Source organism: Rhodobacter sp. NTK016B (assembly GCF_017303295.1).
GTDB lineage: Bacteria > Pseudomonadota > Alphaproteobacteria > Rhodobacterales > Rhodobacteraceae > Pararhodobacter.
The window spans coordinates 243,165-262,047 of sequence record NZ_JAFKOK010000003.1 but is presented as its reverse complement, the minus strand read 5'-3'; the positions used below and the strand labels follow the sequence as shown (position 1 = coordinate 262,047).

Genomic DNA, 18,883 nt, shown 5'->3' with positions numbered 1-18,883 from the left:
ACTTAGTTCCAGTGGCGCAGCTTGTTGATGCAGAATTTCATAAAGAATGGCCCCGCAACCGACTTCGCTCTCCCTCATCCGCCTGGTACCCACAGTTCCGAAGTTGACTTGTGAGTGGTTAAAAGCCAGGCACGGCGCAACAGGAGCTGGGTCTGTTTGCAAGCTTCGTCGCACCTAGCCTCAACAGGATCACGATCTTGTTGAGGCGCTAGTCTAGGCGAAAAAAACAGGGGCCAGTCTGCTATTCAATGCACAGACTGTCCATTTTCCTTTTGAAGGCATCTTGGAGCGTTTGATCGGCAAACAACGAAATTTTGTAAGAATCTATGAACTCGCCAAAGCCCTTCTGTAGGCACTTTCGATTGATGATCTTCTTGGTAGTGTCGATCATCGGGTCGGTGTCTTTACCCGTATGTATCAGCCATCCACCTTTAGTCCGTGCCTCGTGGAGCAGCCCACATCTGACGTTCGTGTAGAAGTCCTTGGCCAATTTCTTGTCAAAAACAGCACTGAAGGGGGCCCCCGTCGTGAGAAAATTCTCGAAGATTGCTCCGCTTTTTTCATATTCGTGGATTGTCAGGACCGGGTCGTTTCGGCGCCTGTAGCGATACGTCTTTCCTTGCAACGTGGATTCAAGAAACTCGATCAGCGAGCATAGTATGGCGACGATGGCAAAACCTTCACCACTATGCGTCGCATTCTTCTCCAAGGTCTCGACCGGATCAAAATATCGAGTCTTAAGGCGAGCTCTATAGAATTCCTCAAAGGCTTCCTCCCAAAGCTCTTTGGATGGCGCAGCATCCAACTTTGTCCGGAGGGCTTTCCAGCCCGCAACTGTCTGCGCGCCAGCTATTTTGGTGGTGTCGGGTGTGGCAACGGTCATCGGTTTTCCCATTCTTTGAGCAGCGCAAGAGCCTGACGCCGACTTGGTCGAGCCAGTACGGGGTCTGCTTTCGCATGAATACAGGAAAGTTGTTCGATGTAGCCATGGGGCAGAGCATGTTCTTTAGCCCCAGCCACAATCAGCTTCACATACCAATTGTAGGGGTAGAGGGACGAGTCGATTGCGCCCTCTTCTGCGAGATATGTGATCGCCGTCACGGTCTCACCAGAACTGGCCATAGCAACTTTGATCGAAACCCGGTTATAGCCACGTCCATGGCCTTCGGCGCGGTCTAGCGGGTCAAGGTCGTCACTATCTATCTCGTAGAGCACGCCAAAAACAGATGTACTCGGTTCGCTAGAAGGAGCGATTGTCGCCTTGCCCGATCCATCCTTACTTCGTTTATGCATGGACAGTGCCCAACCCTTGAGCTGTGACACGGCGAGCACACGCGCGGACGGGCAGCGTTGTCGCAGGCGTCCTTCGAGCATGTTGGAACCGTAGGCGAAGTACTTTATGGTCATTTTCCAATGCCTTTTTTTTGGGATGACCGAACAAAGATATGTGCTCCCTTTCCCGTCTCGATTCAATCGTACCGGCCGCGAATGTACGCATGATCGGGAACTGACATTGGGACTGTGATGCCAGTATCGCGCTTTGGCCTCGTCGCTTCCGCGAACATGATCATGTCCACAAGGTAGAATATCACTGAACGAGCAAGCTTCAGTGAGTCCAGTGTCATCCGCTCAAATTCCATGATGTCCTGATGGTCCACTGCAAGCGAAGGGGACTTGCGTTCTTGCTTGCCAAAATCATGAAGCACCGTGAAACGGTGTGTGGAGGAATTTCGATAGCTCTTGTGCGCCTCCATGATACCGACACCTCGGCTATTATCACTCGACATATCATGGAAAATGTTGTGTAGGGCTATCAGGCCGAAATTGCCCTTGGCAAGGCATCGAGCGATTTCATCGTGAAACCGAAACGATCCGCCTTTTTCTATGCGCCCCCAGAGTGTTGCGAAGCTCACCTTATGAGCCTTGGGCATTTTTAGATAACAGGCGATGGCGACTGCCACTTTATCCAGGATGTCGAAGGCGATGCGCTGCGCACTGGTCAGTGCCGAATAGCGCACCCCGTAAAGCGCGTAATCCAATGTGTCCCCGTGAGTCGTAGTTTCAAGGTAGGGCGTGTCAGTGTCATCTTCGAGGACCTCAAAGTAGACCTGCCGCGCAAAAGCAAAATCGGCCTTCATCACGTTCAGCATGGCATAGATTTCCGGTACGCCATCTTCATCATCCATTGTTCTCGTAATGGTCGGGATGGTCAGCACATCGAAAATCCCCGCGTCAAAGTCTTCCGCGCCGCAATGCAAAAACAACGCCAGTTGATGCTTGGAGACGAACTGAAAAAAGGGCTTCTCGATCGGTCCCTGAGAACTGGACGGAAGCGCTTTTGCCATCGCAATTTGCTGCTGCGCGAATGTAAGCGCTGCTGTCCCAGAGAAAGCGGTAAGCGTGTCTAGGTTACGCTCAATGTTTACTGCGAGGATACGTATTCTATTGACCAGCGTCGGTATATGGCCGTAACACTGGTAGTTATGCGGGTCTGACTGGAACAATTGTCCAAGATGCTGAAGCAACGTGAGCTCTTTGAGCATTGCTACGGCATTCTCCGGACAGACATATTGGGCTTCTCGAAAGTGGTCTAATGCCTCAATCCAACGTGAGGTATCCTGCAACAGCGTACCCATATTGGTTAGCGCCTGAGAGGCCAAATCAAACGGTGCATGTGGCGATCGAGCGGCCTCCCCGAAGCGAATTCTAGCTTGAAAGTGGTCCTCAAAAGACTGGCCAAAATAGGGAGAGTGCGGCCCATAGATCAGCCGCGCACGGGTTTGCAAACCATTGGCAAGGTTATAGGCGAGGCCTGGGTCCGGCTTGGTGCTCTTGCGCAACTCTTCCAGTATTTCCACGCCCCTGTTAATGGCTATGGAGTTGCCTAGGTGCCCGCCACAGTCGATGAGTATGGCAGCGGAGGCAAAAGCTTCTTCAGGGCTATCTCCGAGCTCGCGAATCCGTGCCAGAGCGGCGGCAGGATCTTCATCCATGAGTGCGTGTAGCTCTTCGATGAGAGAGCGCCTCTCCATCTAAATCTTGACCTCCGCGTCCAATCCATCCTTTATCTCATTGCTTCCAAAAAGAAAAATTTTCAGAACGCATTCTCGCCGTCTCGGCGAAAGGTTTTGCAGACGCAGGGACACCGTTCTGCCGAACGCTTTTTTGATTGGCGAGGTGGGATCGTCTTCGGCCCGGTATCCATTAGATGTCTGGAGATCTGGGGAGCGTTCAGAATGACCCCAAAGTTTCTCGCAGAACCCATCAAGATCAATGTCGCCAAATGCATTCCATTCTCGAACATCCTGAACGGACATGGTCAACAATTCAAATTTGAATCTATTGACCTGACTTGCGATATCATTTCTCAAAATCGGGCACCTCCAATTTTATCGAACCTAACGCTCACCAACATTTAGCACAGTAAGAAAGTGGAGATATCTGACTGCCGCAGTGCACTTTGGCTTAATGTCACTTCCACTTCTGCACGATCGTCAAAAGTTCGGCGTCTGTCATTTTATTAGTTCCTAGCGCCATGCTGTGTCTTACGCGAGTGACTTAGACAGGTGGAACGCGGGTCACTCCATTGAGAAAACTTAGCATCACAGGTCAGGCCAAGCTATCTTATCGTGGTGCAGTGATCGCAAGCGCTTTTCTAGCTCCGGTCGACCCAGCGACACGTCGGCGCGCAGAAACACACGCCCCCTACCCGCTGGTGACAACGGCAGCGGCTTCAACCCGATTGCTTCGAGTTGATCACCGACACTCCGCGTGCCTTCGCCTTCGAATTCAGCAAGATGTTTGCAGGGGACATATCGGTCCAGGAAACAATCGACGGATTCGTAGGTCACAACCTTGATCGACTTCCGTGAGTGCGGGTGCCGTGCCCGAACTTGCGTCAGGTGGCCCGCCTCCACCAAATACCGGACGGCAGCTTCATTGATCCCCAGATAACGTGCTAGCGTGGACCGAAGGTAGCCTTCTGGCTTGAGCAGACGCAACGCCTCGGCAACCTCTTGTGGGTCCAGCCGCACAGACAAGTAGCCACTTTCCTCAGATGACTTGGCGACAGTTTTCAGCGCCCCCTTCTGGATCAAGCGAACAACGTCAGCCGCGCCTGCGACGGCTTTCCGGCAGGTCGTCTGAATCCCGACCAGGCGCTCCGCACCGCCATCACCTTCGCCCAATTCGACGCGAGGTTTGATGCTGGCGAGGAATGCATCAAGCTGGCCTTCGTCGTAATAGGGACGCCCAACGGGCGATCCGGCAATCGGTGACAGGATACCGCCCGCAACGAGTGCATCGAACTGAGCCCTGGGAGCAGTGACCCTTCTTTGCGCAGCAACTTGGCAAATGGCCCCGGAGAAGCGCTCGACGATTGGCTTCAGCGCCCGCGCATCGAGAAGCGCGCCCTTGCCGACATCGCCACCAGAAGTCAGGAAGCCGTTGGCCTGCAACAGCTCCAACGTTTGACGATATCCCAGTCCCAGATCACGACGCAGAGCTTCGACACTGTAGACGCGCCGACCGGCACACGGCTTGCCGAAGAGCATGTCCCCTGCACCAATGGGGTACGTCTCCGCCATGAAATCCCGCACGATGGCTCTCAAGGGTTCATATTGATCCGCGTGTGACTGCTCCAGCCAGTTGAACAGACAGCCATAGTGCCTGCGGGACAGGGAGACCGGCGATCCAGCGTCACAATGGATGGCCTCAAGCAAATCTCGCAGCCCGCGCTCACCCCGCGACAAGATTTCAAAGCCCCGCGCACCTGCCTGGCTCTTGTCGCCTTCCGACAAGAACTTCGGCTTCGCCCCAACCCCGAAGAGGTCCACGATGCCCAGGATCTCGGCACCGAGTGCTACGGCACCGAAGCCCAGATCATCTAGCCAGCGGTCTTGGCGTTCACCTGACATTCTGCGAGCCAGATAACTTTCCAGACCGGTCGGCGCCTGAGGAACGACCAGTTGTTCCAGTTCCTCAGGCTCAAGCCCCAGGTCGCGAATGCGGCCCGCAAAGTCGTGTGGGCCCCGGCTATGCGAATAGCTCTCGTCCTCGTGGAGCCTGCATCCATGCTGCGGGCAGGCCAGGATCGAAGGGATGTGCCAAACGCACTTTTGAGCGGCACCATCCACCGATGACGTCGTAATGTCTTCGGCCACGCACTTCGGGCAAAACCTCAGCCGTCTACGTGTGATCCACCGCTTCTCAACAAGTTGCCCGGCGACCAGGTACTGACCGGCCGAGGTCTTGGCCACGAGCCCTCGCAAGAGCTCGGCGCGAACGACACCACCAAGCTGAGCAAGGATGGACAGCGCGCGCTCCTCGCCATCAGCAAGAGCCTGCAGCGCAAAACCCTGATCAGCACAAAACTCCGATGCGAAAGAAAGGCCGTTGGCCCAGGCCAGCCGTGATGCGAAAGACGCCGGGGTTTCCCCCGGCACCAACGCTACCAGGATCGGCAAGCGACGGATCATGCCGCGCCCCTCGCCTTGACTGGCGGCGCCTCGAGGTCCGCGCTGCCCAACAGCTGCCCGGTGTTGATGGCGCGGAAGTTCTCCACGATGAAGGGGTTCAATGCGTCCACACAGCCTTTCTGCTTACGATAGGCGGTCGCAAAGTGCGCTTGTTCCACCGAAGCACTCCCCTCAAGCAACGCGATCTTGATGGCCTCGATGATCAGACGCGTCGTCAGCCCGAACTCGTACCGGGAAGCATGCAGCAAACGCTGAACAGAGGACGCAGCCTGAAAAGACTGCCCTCGTCCTAGCTTCGCTGTCGAGAGATAGGCTTCCAGCACACTGCCAACCTCATGCCCATGCGCGGCGTATGTCATCGGGGCGAAATGCACGGGCTCAAACCGCCGCTTCAGCTGATCATCCCTATTGATCAGGTCCAGGAGTTCGCAGGTCCCACTCAAGATCAGGCTGACAGGCCAGGTGGCGTATTCCAGACAGGATTTCCACACGAGCATAACCTGGTCCAGATCATGCTTCGACTTGGATCTCAGGATGTGCTTGGCCTCATCGAAGTGAAAGAACAAGGTCTTGTGCGCCCGCGCTTGGCGCATCACCTGCTGCCAGATGGAATGCGCGTTGCGCTCGCTCTTACTCTCGTAACCAAACGCATCGAGAGTATCGACGCCGACCCCTTTGATCGTTGCACCGGCCTCAAGCCGAACGGTCAGTGCTTCTCGCAGGGGCGACCCATACGAAATTTGGGGATGCTGTTCCAAGGCATGCGTTGTACTGACCGTCTTGCCAGCCCCGGCGTTCCCGATGACAACAATACCTCGTTCCGCGGGCATCCGCCCGGCCGCCATATGCGCCTTGCGCCGGTAGAAAATATCATCGATCTGATCTTGGAGGTCACGATAGGAGTCGTGAGCGATGAAGCGGCTTTCAAGGTCAGCCACGATGTGGCTGACCTCCTCACGTGAAATGCGGGTCATTCACCCTCCTCCATGCGCCACCGCGGGCGTTGGGAGGAAGGGGTACTGGCCACGTCCTCTTCCGATGAAAGAACGGTCAGGGGTGCCGGAAGCGCGTTTTCGGCTTTGGGGATCACGCCGGACAGCAGCCCACGCTTCTTTCTGGAAACCGCAGGAGAGTGTCCGGCAACGACCTCCAGACCAAGCCAAAGCTGTTTCCGATTACGCTCGACGTCGGCCCGTGTCGGCGCGAGAGCGGAAATACCGAGCCGTTGTGAGGCTGCGCGATCCTCTTCCGAAAAATCGGCCAGAGCCTGATCAATGACATCTTGAGTCAGCTCCGCCTCTGCCTCGAAACGCCGCCGCAGGTTGGTGCAGGCTTCTGTCCAAAGATCCAGAGACAGGCCGTCGAACCCCTTTGCGCGGGTGCGCGCCACGACCCATACACCATCAAGGTGAACCTCAATCAGCCCCAGGTCTTCATGATCTACCCGGATTTCGACTTCAAGATCAGGGTTGGAGAGGAAGTAGTCCTCCACCGCCTGGCAGGTGTAGAAGATACCTGCAAATCGAACACCGCGCCCGGAAATGGTCCGGGTATACTTCCGGCCGAACGCACCCAGGCGCTCGAACCGGCCCGGTTGCCGAGGTTTTCCGACCGTCGAGCACAGCTCCCGCCAACAATTCAGCGGCGTCTGTCCACCAAGGCCTCCATGTGGCTTGTTGTTGTACACGTCGAGAACGAAGCGCACCAAGATCCGTGTCAGCTCGTCGTCGGCAAGCGCCGCATAGTCTTCAGGTTCGAAGTCGCCCTTTTCGACGATGTTCGAATACGTGCGCGCACTCAGGCACTGCATCAGATCCACACCGAAGGTCCGGAAACACCGTTCGACATGCCCACGCAACTTGGGCACGCCCGCGGGAGGAAACATGACCGTACCACGCAGGTCAGTCACAGCAGCCCGGAAGTCGAAGTTCGCAAAGGCAACGCCCTGATCAGAGGCAACGGTCTCGAACCCAGTCCCCGGCCAATAGGGCAGTTTGCACCCAAAGAGCTTTGCCAACTCAGTCTTGTCGCGCGTGGCAAGGTCCAACGCGGCAATCGCGTCTTCAGTGTTGGGGGCAGCACATACCTTCACCGAGAGGATCAGCCGCGTTCGGACATCGATCACCACATAGATCCAGCGTCGCCCCTTCGGCAACGTCTTGATCTGTTCTTCGGTCAGATGCCCGAACACGCCGGCTTCCGCGAAAAAGGTGATCAGATCGACCTTCCACTCATCAACCTCGAGCCGCTCTCCGGGACGCAGGACGTTGAGGCCCTCTCCGATGATTGCAAAATGCCTGTTGGCCGCCTCCAGCCCCTGACGCTGGCACATGACGTAATAGGGCTCGAGACGGTTGATCTCCCTGTAGACGGTACTGTCGGACGGCACTTCCAAAGCCGGTTGGCCGCGGTCTACCCGAAAGGCATTGGCCAGCCGAAACGCCCGCTTTGTCTGCCGAATGACACTTTTCTTGGAGGGTCGTTTGAAGCTGGCATATCGATCTGCGCACTTCCGCAGCAGTGCCGCGCTCTCTGGGCCGAACTTCACCTTTGTACGACCGGCCAAGTGCCTCTTATCGATAAGCGCCAGAACGGAACGCCCTGCATCCTGGTACTTTCGCACCCATCGCAATAGGGCCGACGAGCTTGGCGGGTCGATTTCGTTTCGCGATCGTTTCTTGCCGCAATACTTGCGTTTCTGGGCAGGCCCTTCGGGTTGAGGGATATGCTTCTCTATCTGCGGGGCGACCTTGAGAATCCAAGCGTCGACGTCCCTCCAATCCCGCCCGGTTTCTTCGCGCGCCTCGGCATCTAGAAAGAAATCGCACCATGTCTGCCGGAAGAATACCTTCCCGCGTTGCTTGCGCGGCAACTGGGAGACGACCTGCTCTCCGAACTTGGTTCGCTGTCGCGCCGCCTCCTCGCTGTGGTAGCCGTCCTGTATAACGATATGACCCGTCCTTAGGCCATCGTTGATCTCATCATAGGTCAGCTCATCAAAAGCAACATTTCCATCAACTTCGCGCGTGACGGTAACCCCCAAGGGCCCCTGGTCGACGACCAAGCTGGCTATGCCGCCGTGGCGGATTTGCGAGTATGGCTCCAGACGAATGATCTCGTTCATTTCAAGCCTCCTTCGACCAGCATCTCGAGGTCGATGATGCCGTCCTCAAGCGGCCGCAGCACACCAGCATAGATAGCCTTGAAGACCTCAGGCCATGCCCTCCCCCCGATGTCAGCCTGCGCGATCAGCTCGCGGATGGTAGCCGGCAGCTCAAGCTCGGCTGCCAAGCCAGCAATGATAGACGCGGCTTCCGGATCGTCTTCCCGCCTGTACGCCAAGAGGCGACGCGCATTCAGGGCTTCCCACTGGTCGTAATTATCCTCGGTGATCAGAACCAAGGTCTCGGCGAACTCTGGCGGCATGGCCGCCGCCACAAAGCTCAGCTGCTCTTCAAGGTTCTGGGCCATGGCGCGTGCCGCAGGTTTCACCTCGGTGGCAAACGTGGTTCCGTCAGTAAAGGTATAGACCTGGTCGATCACTTTGCGTCTGGGTCGACCCTCTGCGTCGACGTACTCGATGGCTGGAGGTTGCTCTACCATGTCAGCGACGGGATAGATGGCGGTGATCGTGACAAAAGCGTCGAACTCACCAAGGCTGTCGAATTTCACTTTCTGGCTCTCACCGCCATAAGGTCGGAAAGCGCCTGTCTCTACATAGGTTCGCGCCTTCGAGCGTTCCGAAAGGTTCCGCGTCGAACGGCTGGCCCGGGGGGCCACGAAGATTTCTTTTTCCATGTTTTTTAGCGTGCGGGATCGGCCGTGGGTCATACTAACCACGGTGAACCGCTCACGATCCTCTTGTCGAATAATGGAAGACGGCCGAGCACGACCGATCGGGTCAGGTGACCCGGCCGCCAGACTTGACTTTTGAGGGGAATCGAGAGACCTTCGGATTGTCGGCTACCAATCGACATGAAGGCCCTTGAGAGTCCGCTCTCGGGGCTTTTCTCTTTTCTAGATCATCCCTTCTGACCTCCCTTTTTTCTTACACCGGCAGCAGGCCACAGGTCGTCTGCGCGAAACCCAGTGCGCTCGGCGATTGCCGCTTCGATCCGCGGCGATCTCTTCCTACCGGCCAACACGTTCGACACCGCAGGTCGACTGTATCCGATACTCTCAGCAAGCTCCGTGATCGTCGTCCCGGACATCCCGAGATGCAGCTTCACGATCTGCTGGCGCATTTTGTCTGCGTCCATATCTTGCAGCCTTCAGTGGGAACAAACGTTTCTGATCAAGCCGGGCTCGCTTTCCCGACCTGAACCGATTCTAGGAACGTCCCAGAGCAGCTTGCAAGGGGAATATGAGGACTTTCACCCGAGAAGTCTCAATTAGTTCTGACACTTAACCTACATTACCTTTGGAATGTCAGATGGCGATTTCACATTGGACATTGGCGGAGGAAAGAAGGTTTCAAACAGCACCGGGAACCCTGCGCCACACAAAAAGAGGTCCTCGGCTTTTGTGCAGTCACATGCCAATGTCTGGGACGGATTCAGACGAAAGCGGAGGGCATGCATTTGGCCAACTGGTATTCGGCCGACCTGCACTTCGGCCATCATCGCATAATCGACTTCTGCAAGCGCCCGTTTGCCTCGACAGCCGAGATGAACGCCGCGTTGATCGCAAACTTCCAGGCCTGCGTCCGTCATGACGATGACCTGTGGATTCTGGGGGATTTCGCGTTCGGACGCGCCGAGGATACAGCCCAGTTCGAGAGCTGGTTTCACAGCCTCCCTGGGCGCAAGCACCTGATCATCGGCAACCACGATGATGAAGCGGTGATTTCGCTGCCTTGGGCCAGCACCGAGTACATGGCAGAGATCAAGGACGGCGATCAAAGCCTCGTCCTATGCCACTACCCGATGATCACATGGAACGGCGCTCGGCGGGGTGCCTTGCAGCTCTTCGGCCATGTTCACGATCAATGGCCTGGCTCACGTAACAGCGTGAACGTCGGCGTCGACCAGTGGGACTTCCGTCGAGTGCAGGTTTCCGACATCATAACTCGGGCCGCGAAACTGCCCCTGAACAAGCACTGGCACGATGTGGAGCACGGGAACGAACTAAGTTGAAAACTCTGCGCCCGTTATGCAGCGCAGTGGTATGGCGGCAGCAAGCACCCGTCGCGTCACTCGCACGACTTGTCCCCGCTTTGAAAAAGCATCTATGCGCTAGGCTTTGGCGCGAAGGGCAGGAAACGAAACTCCGCTGCGGATGCATAGCTTACGGTTTATTTTCACGCTACCGAACTTTGCCTGCACTCCAGCAGCATCAATTTCAGTGGGTGTAGCAGTGACCGTTAAAATCTGTCACCGCTTCGTCTGGTCAGGTTGTGCCGCTCTTCAATCTGATCCTCTAGTGTTCCGTCAGGAGATTTGAACATGACCAAAGCATTTGTAAGCTATCATCACGCCAACGACCAACATTACCGGGATCACCTCGCGTATCTGGCGAACTACCATCATGCCTTCGAAGATGGGTCCGTCGTGATTGGCGATATAGAGGAGAGTCTAACGAGTGAGGCCATTCGGCGGGTTATCCGTGATGGGTATTTGCGCGATACCCAAGTCACCATCCTGCTTTGTGGAACAGAAACACGCTTTCGTAAGCACATCGATTGGGAGTTGAAATCTTCGATGATCGACGGTCTTCTGAACAAGAGGTCCGGCATTTTGGTGGTCGAATTACCCTCGACTAACAGCAATCATTGGGTTGCAGCGCTTCCTGGTGAGAAAGACGCCATTTACCCAGACTATACAAGTGGTTGGACCGCGATCGAAACCAAGGCAGAGCAGCGAGAGCGGCATCCACATCTGCCCGAGCGGATCATCGCAAACCTGATAAAACCGGGTGTGGCGATGTCAGTTGTACCGTGGCACCGAATCGAGAATCAACCGGAAAATCTTAAGTTCTTGGTTGATGCCACGGCCAAAGTGGGGCGCACCAATGAATATGATCTCTCGCTGCCAATGCGCCGCAAGAACTACAATACAACGCTTGCGTGAACTTTAGTTCGCATCGCATTTCCAAGAAGGTTTCGCTGTTTTGGCCAATTTCTTCACGCGCTCCCAATTTCGTGGCTTCACGGAAAATCTCTCCCTGCAAGAGCGGACCAACATCAGAAAACGGGCCGAAGAACGGTCCCCAAGTGGCACCACCTTTTTATCTCACTCCAGCAAAGATCAAGACATTTTGCCCGGCGTTATTCGCGTCCTGGAGAACCATGGAGCTACGGTCTACATCGACAAAAAGGATTCTAGCCTGCCCCCGTACACGAGTAAAGATACGGCTGCTAAGCTGAAAAATCGAATTCAACAGTCGAAAAAATTTGTCCTCTTGGCCACGGAGAACAGCAAGGATAGCCGATGGGTGCCTTGGGAGTTGGGCGTCGCCGATGGGAATAAATCTTTTGACAACATCGCGATCTTTCCCGTGTTGGAAGATACCATGAACGACAGCTGGACCAATTGGGAGTATCTGGGACTATATGACCACGTGGCCTGGCGAAAATTCCGAGGAAAAGAGAAAGAAGAATGGATGGTATGGGATCGACGCAAAAACACGGCAAGCGCTCTTGCGCAATGGCTTGCACGGTGAAGTTGTCGAAACAAGGCTCAGGACTTGTTCCCACTCACAACCAGAAAATAACGGTTGCGGCGAGTGCGATCGCCAAGAAGAAGGTCTTCGGGCATCGGTCGTAGCGTGTCACAACACGCCACTAGTCCTTGAGCCTGGCGAACATGATCTCGATGCGACTACGGCGCTTGTACCGCCGCTGGTCATGCCGGATGGGCGTCTTCCGTTTCTTCCGGCCCGGGATGTAAGGACGTATCTTCTTGTCCTGCAAGGCTTCTCTGAACCAGTCGGCATTGTAGCCGCGATCTCCGAGAAGCCACTTCACGTTGGGCAGCCGGCTGACGAGCGCACGCGCCCCGATATAGTCGCTGACGGGACCGGCTGTCAGGAACAGGTCGATGGGCCGAACGCGGCTGTCGCAGATGGCGTGCAGCTTAGTATTCATGCCGCCCTTGGGTCGGCCAATCAGGCGTCCACGCCCCCCTTATTAACGCCCAGGCTGGACGCCGTGCGATGGGCCTTCAGATGGGTGGCGTCCACTGCCCGGCAGTGCATCACGAAATGATGTCCCGAGAGGGGATCATCACAGTCGTCTCCTCGACGTGCTCAGCGGCCAGCCCCGCCATGATCCGGGCGAAGACGCCTTTATCGCTCCATCGTTTCCAGCGGTTGTAGAGTGTCTTGTGGGGGCCATACTCCCTTGGGGCGTTGTGGCAACGCAAGCCGTTGCGATTTATGAAGATAATGCCACTCAGAACCCGCCGGTCATCGATCCGGGGCTTGCCGTGCGACTTCGGAAAGTAAGGCTCGAGACGCGCCATCTGCGCATCGCTCAACCAGAAAAGATCTGACCTGGTCACCACTCGTTTTCGAGCGATGAATCACGAGCGTCCAACCAAAAAAATGGGTCCTGAGCCGAGTCAAGTGTTCCTTGACATGTTTGACGCCCATCATTCGAAGCGAAGCATATATCTTAAGGAAACGTCAGTCTTATAGAACTTTCCCGAGTCCGCGCCCTACGAGAGCTGCGATTTCGCTTGGCCGATATGAGGCTGCGAGGAGGTTATTCTCTTCTTCACTCAGGCCATTCTCCAAAACATCCCATTCCATCCGCGTGGCAGCTTCTGCAACCCGTTCAAGACTATCCAGTAAGCGGGAATCATTTTTTGGCTCTGGGCTCAAAGGAAACCATTCTGCACTTCCAGGACGGAGAACGCGGATAATGTCCACCGTAGCGCCGCCGAACCCACCCGCCAAGAAAACAGGCTGTTTACTTTCAAGTGAGAGCAAGACTTCTTCTACGATGCCAGGCATAGCGCCTTCAAAACCATCGCGTTTTCCACCAATCACAATGCGGGCGTCGGTGTTTTTTGCCATGTAATTGCGCAAGCCGCTGAGTGCCTTGGCCCTTTCCTCGGCAGGGAACTCGCTTACTGGCTGCTCATTCAGAGGGCCCTCCAGGCGAGCCCCATCGTTGTCCAAGAAGTGGATCTCACCAAAGAGGCCAAGGAAGTCTTTCTGTTCGGCGATCTGTTCCTTGCTCATAGATCGATGAATGCTCCAAGCCAAGCAAACTTTCAGAGGCCTGTCACGGCGACCATAGCGATGAAGTTCTTCGATGAGAAAAGTCGTGATACCTTCGGGCTGCAAGTGGCCACCGTAATAGAGGTCGCCGCCCGCGATGACTACGGAACGCACGAGTTCCCCCAAGGTCATGCGGAAGTGGGTCTCAGTGAGGCCCAGCCGATCGAGGTCCGGACTGTTCGAGACAGAAATTCCTAAGCGCTTGCCTTTCAAGGCATCGGCAGGCAGCAGTTCAGCCCTTTGCTTGTCGTCGGCCACTTTAGCCTCCTCTGGTCGCAAGCTGGCGTGGGGTCATTATGTCGATATCACGGCCCAGCTGTGTGCTCTTTGCATAATCTTGCAGTACCTCCCGCTCAGCTTCTCCGAGGGGCGGATCAGGATGCAGTATGCGCAAGGCGCCCTCTGCCTCCCTTGGGTTTCCAGACGTGAGCTGAGAGCCGATCCAATGGAGTAAGGTTAGCGGCTCGGGCGCATGAGGTGCCCACCAGGCTATATCCAGCTCCGGGCGCTCGCCGGATAGATCTTTTTGGTGTAGCCAGAGCGCCCTCTTAAGGCACTCATCTACGAGCAGGTTGAGGGCACGATAGACATCCTTCTTCTGCCAGCGGCCATCGACTTTTCGAACCGCCACTCGTGGGACATGATCCATCAGGAAGGAGCCGCGTTCCTCACCAAAGCCGATCGCGTCCATCATTATCACCGGCATGCCATTGGTTTTCGCCAAGGCAATTTCGCGCTGACACCAAGAGCGGCTAGCGTAGAGATCGGTACGAATGGCCAGCATCGCGCTCTGACTAGCATTCCCTCTGAGCTCGGCATCCCAGTCAGAGCCTGGTTGAAGGTCACTGGCATCGAAATACTCGCGCAGCCGCGTATTCCCAATGACATCACGCACCAAATCGACCAATGCGTCAACATCTTCACCTTCAGAGCTGCTATGACGCTTGGTGTGGCTAATGAAGGTTGTCAATCGATCCATCTCATCCGGCGAGATCAGCTGAGCTATCCCTTGCGTTAGATCGCGGCACAGCATGCTCACTTCGCTTTCACCAAGCTGCTCAGGCTTCCCGGCAGCGATGAACTGATAGCGCCCAAAAATACCGCCTAACTTCGTACCATTCGTGGCACCCTCTGACAGCAAAAAGGGGTAGATTCCGATTTCATCTGGTGCTCGCGCCTGATCCTCTTGAAGCGCGGCGATGTATCGGGACCAACTCGACGTTCCGTCCTCGACGCTAGCGGCGAGTTCTGTGCCAAGTAGAGGAACGATCACAGTGAACCTGGCCGGTCGGATGCCGTTCGGAGCAGGATGAGCGCTGTTGTAGATCGGCCTTGGTGCGGTTCCGGCGCCACCCCACGGCGTGCTGCGAAAGGAGACCTGAATCCCTCCCCCAATGACACCTGAGAATGTCGGGCCATGCATGAAGTGTTTGAATATCGCATCAGCCGTCTGGAGACCCGACGTATCCTGCGGATGCCAAACGATGAAAATTTCGAGGATTGGCGGTAGCATCGATTTCCTTGACTATCGGACTTGATCTGAGTGAGCGCCGGACACATGATGTCGTGGGAGTGACTGCGCTGACGCCAGCAATAGTGTGAAGCAGAGGATAGCATCAATGAGCAAGGGCAGCAAAAATGTTTTTATTAGCCACATCCACGAAGACGATGCAGGATTAGCCGATCTGAAGAATCTTCTAAAAAGTAAGGGGATGGATGTCAGGGACGGTTCCATAAATTCAGAAAAACCCAACAACGCAAAATCTCCAGACTATATTAAGTCTCAGATCCTTGCGCCCAGAATTGACTGGGCTAGTACACTTATCGTTTATATCACTCCGGAAACAAGAAACAGTGAGTGGGTGAACTGGGAAATCGAGCGGGCTCGTGAAAAAGGCAAGACCATCGTCGGTGTTTGGGAGCAAGGATCGAACGGTTGTGAAGTTCCGGAAGCGCTTGATGAGTACGGCGACGCGATCGTAGGCTGGAATGCTGATAGGATCATCGATGCGATTAATGGTGAATATGAGCGCTTTGAGGACCCGAAAGGTCAGCCTCTCCCGCCACGGGCTATTCGCCGCCATCCGTGCGCATGAGGGTATAGAATGAAGACCCTCCACAGCTACGTTGTGCGCTTCGATAGTGGGTTTGCACCCAATCCATTTTTTGGGTTTTGCACTTTGGCAACCTGCAAGCCTAGCATTAGGCAGCATGCCGCTATTGGAGACTGGGTCGTTGGCACCGGCAGTAATCGCAAGGGGGTGCGACGTGGCGGGCATCTCGTTCATGCGATGCGGGTGCAGGAAGCACTAACATTTTCCGAATACTGGAATGACCCACGCTTTTCTGGAAAAAAGCCCAATTTGCGCAGCAGTTACCGAAAGGCATGCGGCGATAATATATACAATCCTGACCCAGGCAACGGCAGCTGGAGTCAACTCAACTCTTACCACAGCACCGCAGAGGGAAAGCCCTTACAGAAGCATATTAACCGCGACACCTCAGTGAACCGTGTTTTAGTTTCCTCCGAATTCATCTACTTCGGGGCCGAGGGGCCGCTTATTCCTGTGGAATTTCGCGATGCGGGTCTCGTCCACTCTGGTGTCGGGCGGAAGAAAGTTTCCGATCAAAATACGATAGAAGGTTTTGAAATTTGGTTAGCCGACCTTGGTGTTCAGGGCTATCAAGGGCGGCCATATGATATGATAGAAGAGGCGCGACGGAGAAAATGATTAACTCAACAAGCATGCCCCAGATTTCAATTTATGATTATGAGAAAGCCGTTACGCCTACCGATCGATTTGCAGACGATGAGATTACGCCGATATTACTCGGTCTCTTTGGTGAGGTCGGCAGTGTTATGAGCTCGTCCAAGAAGCTTCATCGGGAAAAGGGCGCCTTTGAATCTGGGTATCGACGCGACGTTGAGGAAGAGCTGGGTGATACGCTATGGTATGCTGCTGCACTTTGCCGAAGGCTCAAACTCACCTTGTCCGAGCTTTTTGTGGAGGCGACCTCGGGCGATCAGTTTGTCGCAAATATCACTGCAAATTCCGATCCAAGCGCACCTATAGCGCGTGTGATGACGGCAAAAGGGCTTGGGCCGTTAGATAACGTATTATTAAAGCTGGGACAGGATTCCGCCCGTCTTCTTGGTGTCAAAGCTGATGAAAAAACTGCCAAGCCGATAATGATTGAATTTGTGCGCGCCTACATTCAGGCCGTGCAGTCTTCAGGAGTGTCCTTCTCTGAAGTTTTAGAATCAAACATTCGCAAATCAACGGGGCGCTTCCTGAAGCCATCTCCAGATTGCCTTCCCGACTTCGATGCTGGCTTTCTGGCAGAGGAGCAACTTCCGCGTCAGTTTGAGATAGAGATCACGCAAAGATCGAATGGAAGAAGCTACTTGAGATGGAATGGGGTTTTTATCGGGGACCCGCTTACGGACAATATCGCGGACCCCGATGGTTATCGCTTTCATGATGTTTTCCACTTTGCAAACGCTGCCATCCTGCACTGGTCCCCGACGTTCAGGGCACTGATCAAACATAAGCGAAAGAGTGATCCTAGGGTTGATGAAGCGCAGGACAGTGGCCGTGCGATCGTTGTCGATGAAGGGGTGTCTGCCTACATATTTTCGGAGGCTAAGGCATTGAACTTCTTTGAGAGTCAAAATTCGGTTTCTTTCGATTTACTAAAGGCTGTGAGCAATTTCGTTCGCGGCTACGAGGTGGAGCGATGTCCGCTTAATCTTTGGGAAACTGCTATCCTACAAGGGTATGAGGTCTTCCGTCAGATGCGTAAGAATAACGGTGGTATCGTGGTCGGGAATCGAGATAAGAGGACGATCGAATACAGGCCACTGAAAGGGGCGTAGCAGTGAGCGCGGGCGATATACTCAAGGCCTTGGGACGCCTAGAGTTTGATAACACTTTCAACCCATATTTCGAGCGATGCCCGGTCTATGATGCACAGGAAGCCCCTGAAATAAGGCGGTTTTATCTGCACGCAATGTTGGAGCGCGCAGCCGCAGCTGATCTTGATGCTATCTGGGTCGGACGCGATCTCGGTTATCGTGGCGGCAGAAGAACCGGGCTGGCTCTCACAGATGATGTCCATTTTTCAAGCCATTTGAGTCGCTGGGGTCTGGAGCCTGAACGGCCAACGTATGGAGAGCCTGTGGCAGAGCGGACCGCATCGGTGATTTGGAATATCTTGCTTCAGGTTCAGGTGCCAATTTTTTTGTGGAACGTATTCCCGCTCCATCCTTTCGAAGAGAATAAGCCATTCACTAATCGCGCCCACAACGCAAAGGAGCGAAGGGCTGGGACCGATATCCTTGTTCACATCGTAGAGTATTTGAGGCCAAAGCGTATAATCGCCGTTGGAAGCGATGCCTATAAGGTTGTTTCCTCAGCGGTCTCGTGTGGGAATGTCTCAAAGGTTCGCCACCCCAGTTATGGCGGGCAAAGCGAGTTCTTGGCAACGATGGAGAGCCTTTATGCGGATGTCATGGAAGACCCTGAGCCTGACCTGTTCTCCGCGAGGCGGTGCAGTTAGTTGCATTTGCATTCCTAGGCAGCATCGCGTTCATACCCTGTACACTCCCATCCTACATTGCACGGCGGAGCAAGCTCGCGTGGACTGAACCGGATAGCTGGCGCCATCCGGCGCCGGCGCCTTGCGCATCATAGATCAAGCCCCCCATCGGATTAGTCGAGACTTCAGTAGGAAGTGTGGGGGCTATGAGAGTTTTGCGTGGCAAGAACTGGACGTTGAGTTGGGCACAGCGTCCATGCGCGCCGATTAGGAACTTAAGCTGTAACCAAGCGCAGATCATACAGCCTGATGCCAGAGTTGTTTGAAATTCCCGGAAGAAGACAAACGGGCCATCTTGAACGCTGCCGCTTTTGCATTGAGGACTACCAACGCCATGGGGGAATCTCCGCCTAGCTGGGAGCAGACTACACGGAACACATACCCTTTCTGCACCTCTCTTTGCTCACACGAGCTTACGAGACGCAGTGAAGGCCGGCGGAGTGTCTTGTCGCGATGCTTCCGAAACACTCCTCCAAGCGTCGCCACAGCCAGACATGCAAACGGCCTCGGGTACTCTCCGAGGCCGTTTCTTGATCATCTCAGCCAAAATGACCTTGTGAGACGGTTAGGTCATGTCGCGTGGC

The 18,883-nt window shown here is 55.0% G+C and carries 17 protein-coding genes and 1 pseudogene; 7 read left to right on the top strand and 11 right to left on the bottom strand.

What is annotated here, in order from left to right; genetic code table 11:
* Positions 1–241: 241 nt before the first annotated feature.
* From JI664_RS05640 to JI664_RS24220, 8 genes are all read right to left on the bottom strand, one after another.
* Positions 242–883, bottom strand: a complete 642-nt coding sequence (locus tag JI664_RS05640; RefSeq protein WP_207012744.1) for a hypothetical protein — start codon at positions 881–883, stop codon at positions 242–244.
* Complete coding sequence (locus JI664_RS05635; RefSeq protein WP_207012743.1) at positions 880–1,407, bottom strand: gamma-glutamylcyclotransferase family protein; 528 nt, start codon at positions 1,405–1,407, stop codon at positions 880–882. Before JI664_RS05635 ends, JI664_RS05640 begins: the two co-directional genes overlap by 4 nt.
* A gap of 62 nt (positions 1,408–1,469) precedes the next feature.
* Positions 1,470–2,993: an LA2681 family HEPN domain-containing protein gene (locus JI664_RS05630; protein WP_207012742.1), complete on the bottom strand. Its 1,524-nt coding sequence runs from the start codon at positions 2,991–2,993 to the stop codon at positions 1,470–1,472.
* A 609-nt stretch (positions 2,994–3,602) separates the two neighbouring features.
* Entirely contained in the window at positions 3,603–5,477 is a 1,875-nt protein-coding gene (locus tag JI664_RS05625; RefSeq protein WP_207012741.1) for a TniQ family protein, read from the bottom strand.
* Positions 5,474–6,451 carry a TniB family NTP-binding protein gene (locus JI664_RS05620; RefSeq protein ID WP_207012740.1) on the bottom strand — a complete coding sequence of 326 codons (978 nt, stop codon included), beginning with the start codon at positions 6,449–6,451 and terminating at the stop codon, positions 5,474–5,476. Before JI664_RS05620 ends, JI664_RS05625 begins: the two co-directional genes overlap by 4 nt.
* A complete protein-coding gene (locus tag JI664_RS05615; RefSeq protein ID WP_207012739.1) occupies positions 6,448–8,601 on the bottom strand; it encodes a Mu transposase C-terminal domain-containing protein in 2,154 nt (717 codons plus the stop codon). The genes JI664_RS05620 and JI664_RS05615 overlap by 4 nt, the downstream gene beginning before the upstream one ends.
* Positions 8,598–9,275 carry a hypothetical protein gene (locus JI664_RS05610; protein WP_207012738.1) on the bottom strand — a complete coding sequence of 226 codons (678 nt, stop codon included), beginning with the start codon at positions 9,273–9,275 and terminating at the stop codon, positions 8,598–8,600. The genes JI664_RS05615 and JI664_RS05610 overlap by 4 nt, the downstream gene beginning before the upstream one ends.
* 224 nt (positions 9,276–9,499) lie before the next feature.
* On the bottom strand, positions 9,500–9,688 hold the full coding sequence (locus tag JI664_RS24220; RefSeq protein ID WP_414707719.1) for a helix-turn-helix domain-containing protein: 189 nt from the start codon (positions 9,686–9,688) through the stop codon (positions 9,500–9,502).
* A gap of 369 nt (positions 9,689–10,057) precedes the next feature.
* Between JI664_RS24220 and JI664_RS05600 the strand changes: the two genes are divergently transcribed.
* The 3 genes from JI664_RS05600 (at position 10,058) to JI664_RS05590 (ending at position 12,137) form a co-directional block, all read left to right on the top strand.
* A complete protein-coding gene (locus JI664_RS05600) occupies positions 10,058–10,612 on the top strand; it encodes a metallophosphoesterase (RefSeq protein WP_207012849.1) in 555 nt (184 codons plus the stop codon).
* A gap of 309 nt (positions 10,613–10,921) precedes the next feature.
* Positions 10,922–11,545: a TIR domain-containing protein gene (locus JI664_RS05595; RefSeq protein WP_207012736.1), complete on the top strand. Its 624-nt coding sequence runs from the start codon at positions 10,922–10,924 to the stop codon at positions 11,543–11,545.
* A 40-nt stretch (positions 11,546–11,585) separates the two neighbouring features.
* A complete protein-coding gene (locus tag JI664_RS05590; RefSeq protein WP_207012735.1) occupies positions 11,586–12,137 on the top strand; it encodes a toll/interleukin-1 receptor domain-containing protein in 552 nt (183 codons plus the stop codon).
* A 34-nt stretch (positions 12,138–12,171) separates the two neighbouring features.
* Here JI664_RS05590 and JI664_RS05585 read toward each other — a convergent pair.
* From JI664_RS05585 to JI664_RS05575, 3 genes and pseudogenes are all read right to left on the bottom strand, one after another.
* Positions 12,172–12,937: pseudogene (locus JI664_RS05585) on the bottom strand (IS5 family transposase).
* Positions 12,938–13,106: 169 nt separating this feature from the next.
* Positions 13,107–13,958 carry a hypothetical protein gene (locus JI664_RS05580; protein WP_207012734.1) on the bottom strand — a complete coding sequence of 284 codons (852 nt, stop codon included), beginning with the start codon at positions 13,956–13,958 and terminating at the stop codon, positions 13,107–13,109.
* Between the two features lies 1 nt (position 13,959).
* Positions 13,960–15,213 (bottom strand): toll/interleukin-1 receptor domain-containing protein, encoded by a 1,254-nt coding sequence (locus JI664_RS05575; protein ID WP_207012733.1) that lies wholly within the window; start codon positions 15,211–15,213, stop codon positions 13,960–13,962.
* A 106-nt stretch (positions 15,214–15,319) separates the two neighbouring features.
* On the opposite strand from JI664_RS05575, the gene JI664_RS05570 reads away from it, so the two are divergent.
* Genes JI664_RS05570 through JI664_RS05555 form a run of 4 tightly spaced genes read left to right on the top strand, consistent with a single transcriptional unit; the run spans position 15,320 to position 18,260 of the window.
* Positions 15,320–15,796 carry a TIR domain-containing protein gene (locus JI664_RS05570; protein ID WP_207012732.1) on the top strand — a complete coding sequence of 159 codons (477 nt, stop codon included), beginning with the start codon at positions 15,320–15,322 and terminating at the stop codon, positions 15,794–15,796.
* Positions 15,797–15,805: 9 nt separating this feature from the next.
* On the top strand, positions 15,806–16,432 hold the full coding sequence (locus tag JI664_RS05565) for a hypothetical protein (protein WP_207012731.1): 627 nt from the start codon (positions 15,806–15,808) through the stop codon (positions 16,430–16,432).
* Entirely contained in the window at positions 16,429–17,577 is a 1,149-nt protein-coding gene (locus tag JI664_RS05560) for a nucleoside triphosphate pyrophosphohydrolase family protein (RefSeq protein ID WP_207012730.1), read from the top strand. The genes JI664_RS05565 and JI664_RS05560 overlap by 4 nt, the downstream gene beginning before the upstream one ends.
* Before the next feature lie 2 nt (positions 17,578–17,579).
* Positions 17,580–18,260 (top strand): uracil-DNA glycosylase, encoded by a 681-nt coding sequence (locus JI664_RS05555; RefSeq protein WP_207012729.1) that lies wholly within the window; start codon positions 17,580–17,582, stop codon positions 18,258–18,260.
* Positions 18,261–18,883 lie beyond the last annotated feature (623 nt).

What these genes read in the sequence shown, in the direction of transcription:
- JI664_RS05625 (WP_207012741.1), bottom strand. Translation starts at nt 5,477, where the DNA reads ATGATCCGTCGCTTGCCGATCCTGGTAGCGTTGGTGCCGGGGGAAACC.
- JI664_RS05615 (WP_207012739.1), bottom strand. Translation starts at nt 8,601, where the DNA reads ATGAACGAGATCATTCGTCTGGAGCCATACTCGCAAATCCGCCACGGC.
- JI664_RS24220 (WP_414707719.1), bottom strand. Translation starts at nt 9,688, where the DNA reads ATGTCCGGGACGACGATCACGGAGCTTGCTGAGAGTATCGGATACAGT.
- JI664_RS05640 (WP_207012744.1), bottom strand. Translation starts at nt 883, where the DNA reads ATGACCGTTGCCACACCCGACACCACCAAAATAGCTGGCGCGCAGACA.
- JI664_RS05570 (WP_207012732.1), top strand. Translation starts at nt 15,320, where the DNA reads ATGAGCAAGGGCAGCAAAAATGTTTTTATTAGCCACATCCACGAAGAC.
- JI664_RS05595 (WP_207012736.1), top strand. Translation starts at nt 10,922, where the DNA reads ATGACCAAAGCATTTGTAAGCTATCATCACGCCAACGACCAACATTAC.
- JI664_RS05575 (WP_207012733.1), bottom strand. Translation starts at nt 15,213, where the DNA reads ATGCTACCGCCAATCCTCGAAATTTTCATCGTTTGGCATCCGCAGGAT.
- JI664_RS05635 (WP_207012743.1), bottom strand. Translation starts at nt 1,407, where the DNA reads ATGACCATAAAGTACTTCGCCTACGGTTCCAACATGCTCGAAGGACGC.
- JI664_RS05630 (WP_207012742.1), bottom strand. Translation starts at nt 2,993, where the DNA reads ATGGATGAAGATCCTGCCGCCGCTCTGGCACGGATTCGCGAGCTCGGA.
- JI664_RS05610 (WP_207012738.1), bottom strand. Translation starts at nt 9,275, where the DNA reads ATGGAAAAAGAAATCTTCGTGGCCCCCCGGGCCAGCCGTTCGACGCGG.
- JI664_RS05565 (WP_207012731.1), top strand. Translation starts at nt 15,806, where the DNA reads ATGAAGACCCTCCACAGCTACGTTGTGCGCTTCGATAGTGGGTTTGCA.
- JI664_RS05560 (WP_207012730.1), top strand. Translation starts at nt 16,429, where the DNA reads ATGATTAACTCAACAAGCATGCCCCAGATTTCAATTTATGATTATGAG.
- JI664_RS05620 (WP_207012740.1), bottom strand. Translation starts at nt 6,451, where the DNA reads ATGACCCGCATTTCACGTGAGGAGGTCAGCCACATCGTGGCTGACCTT.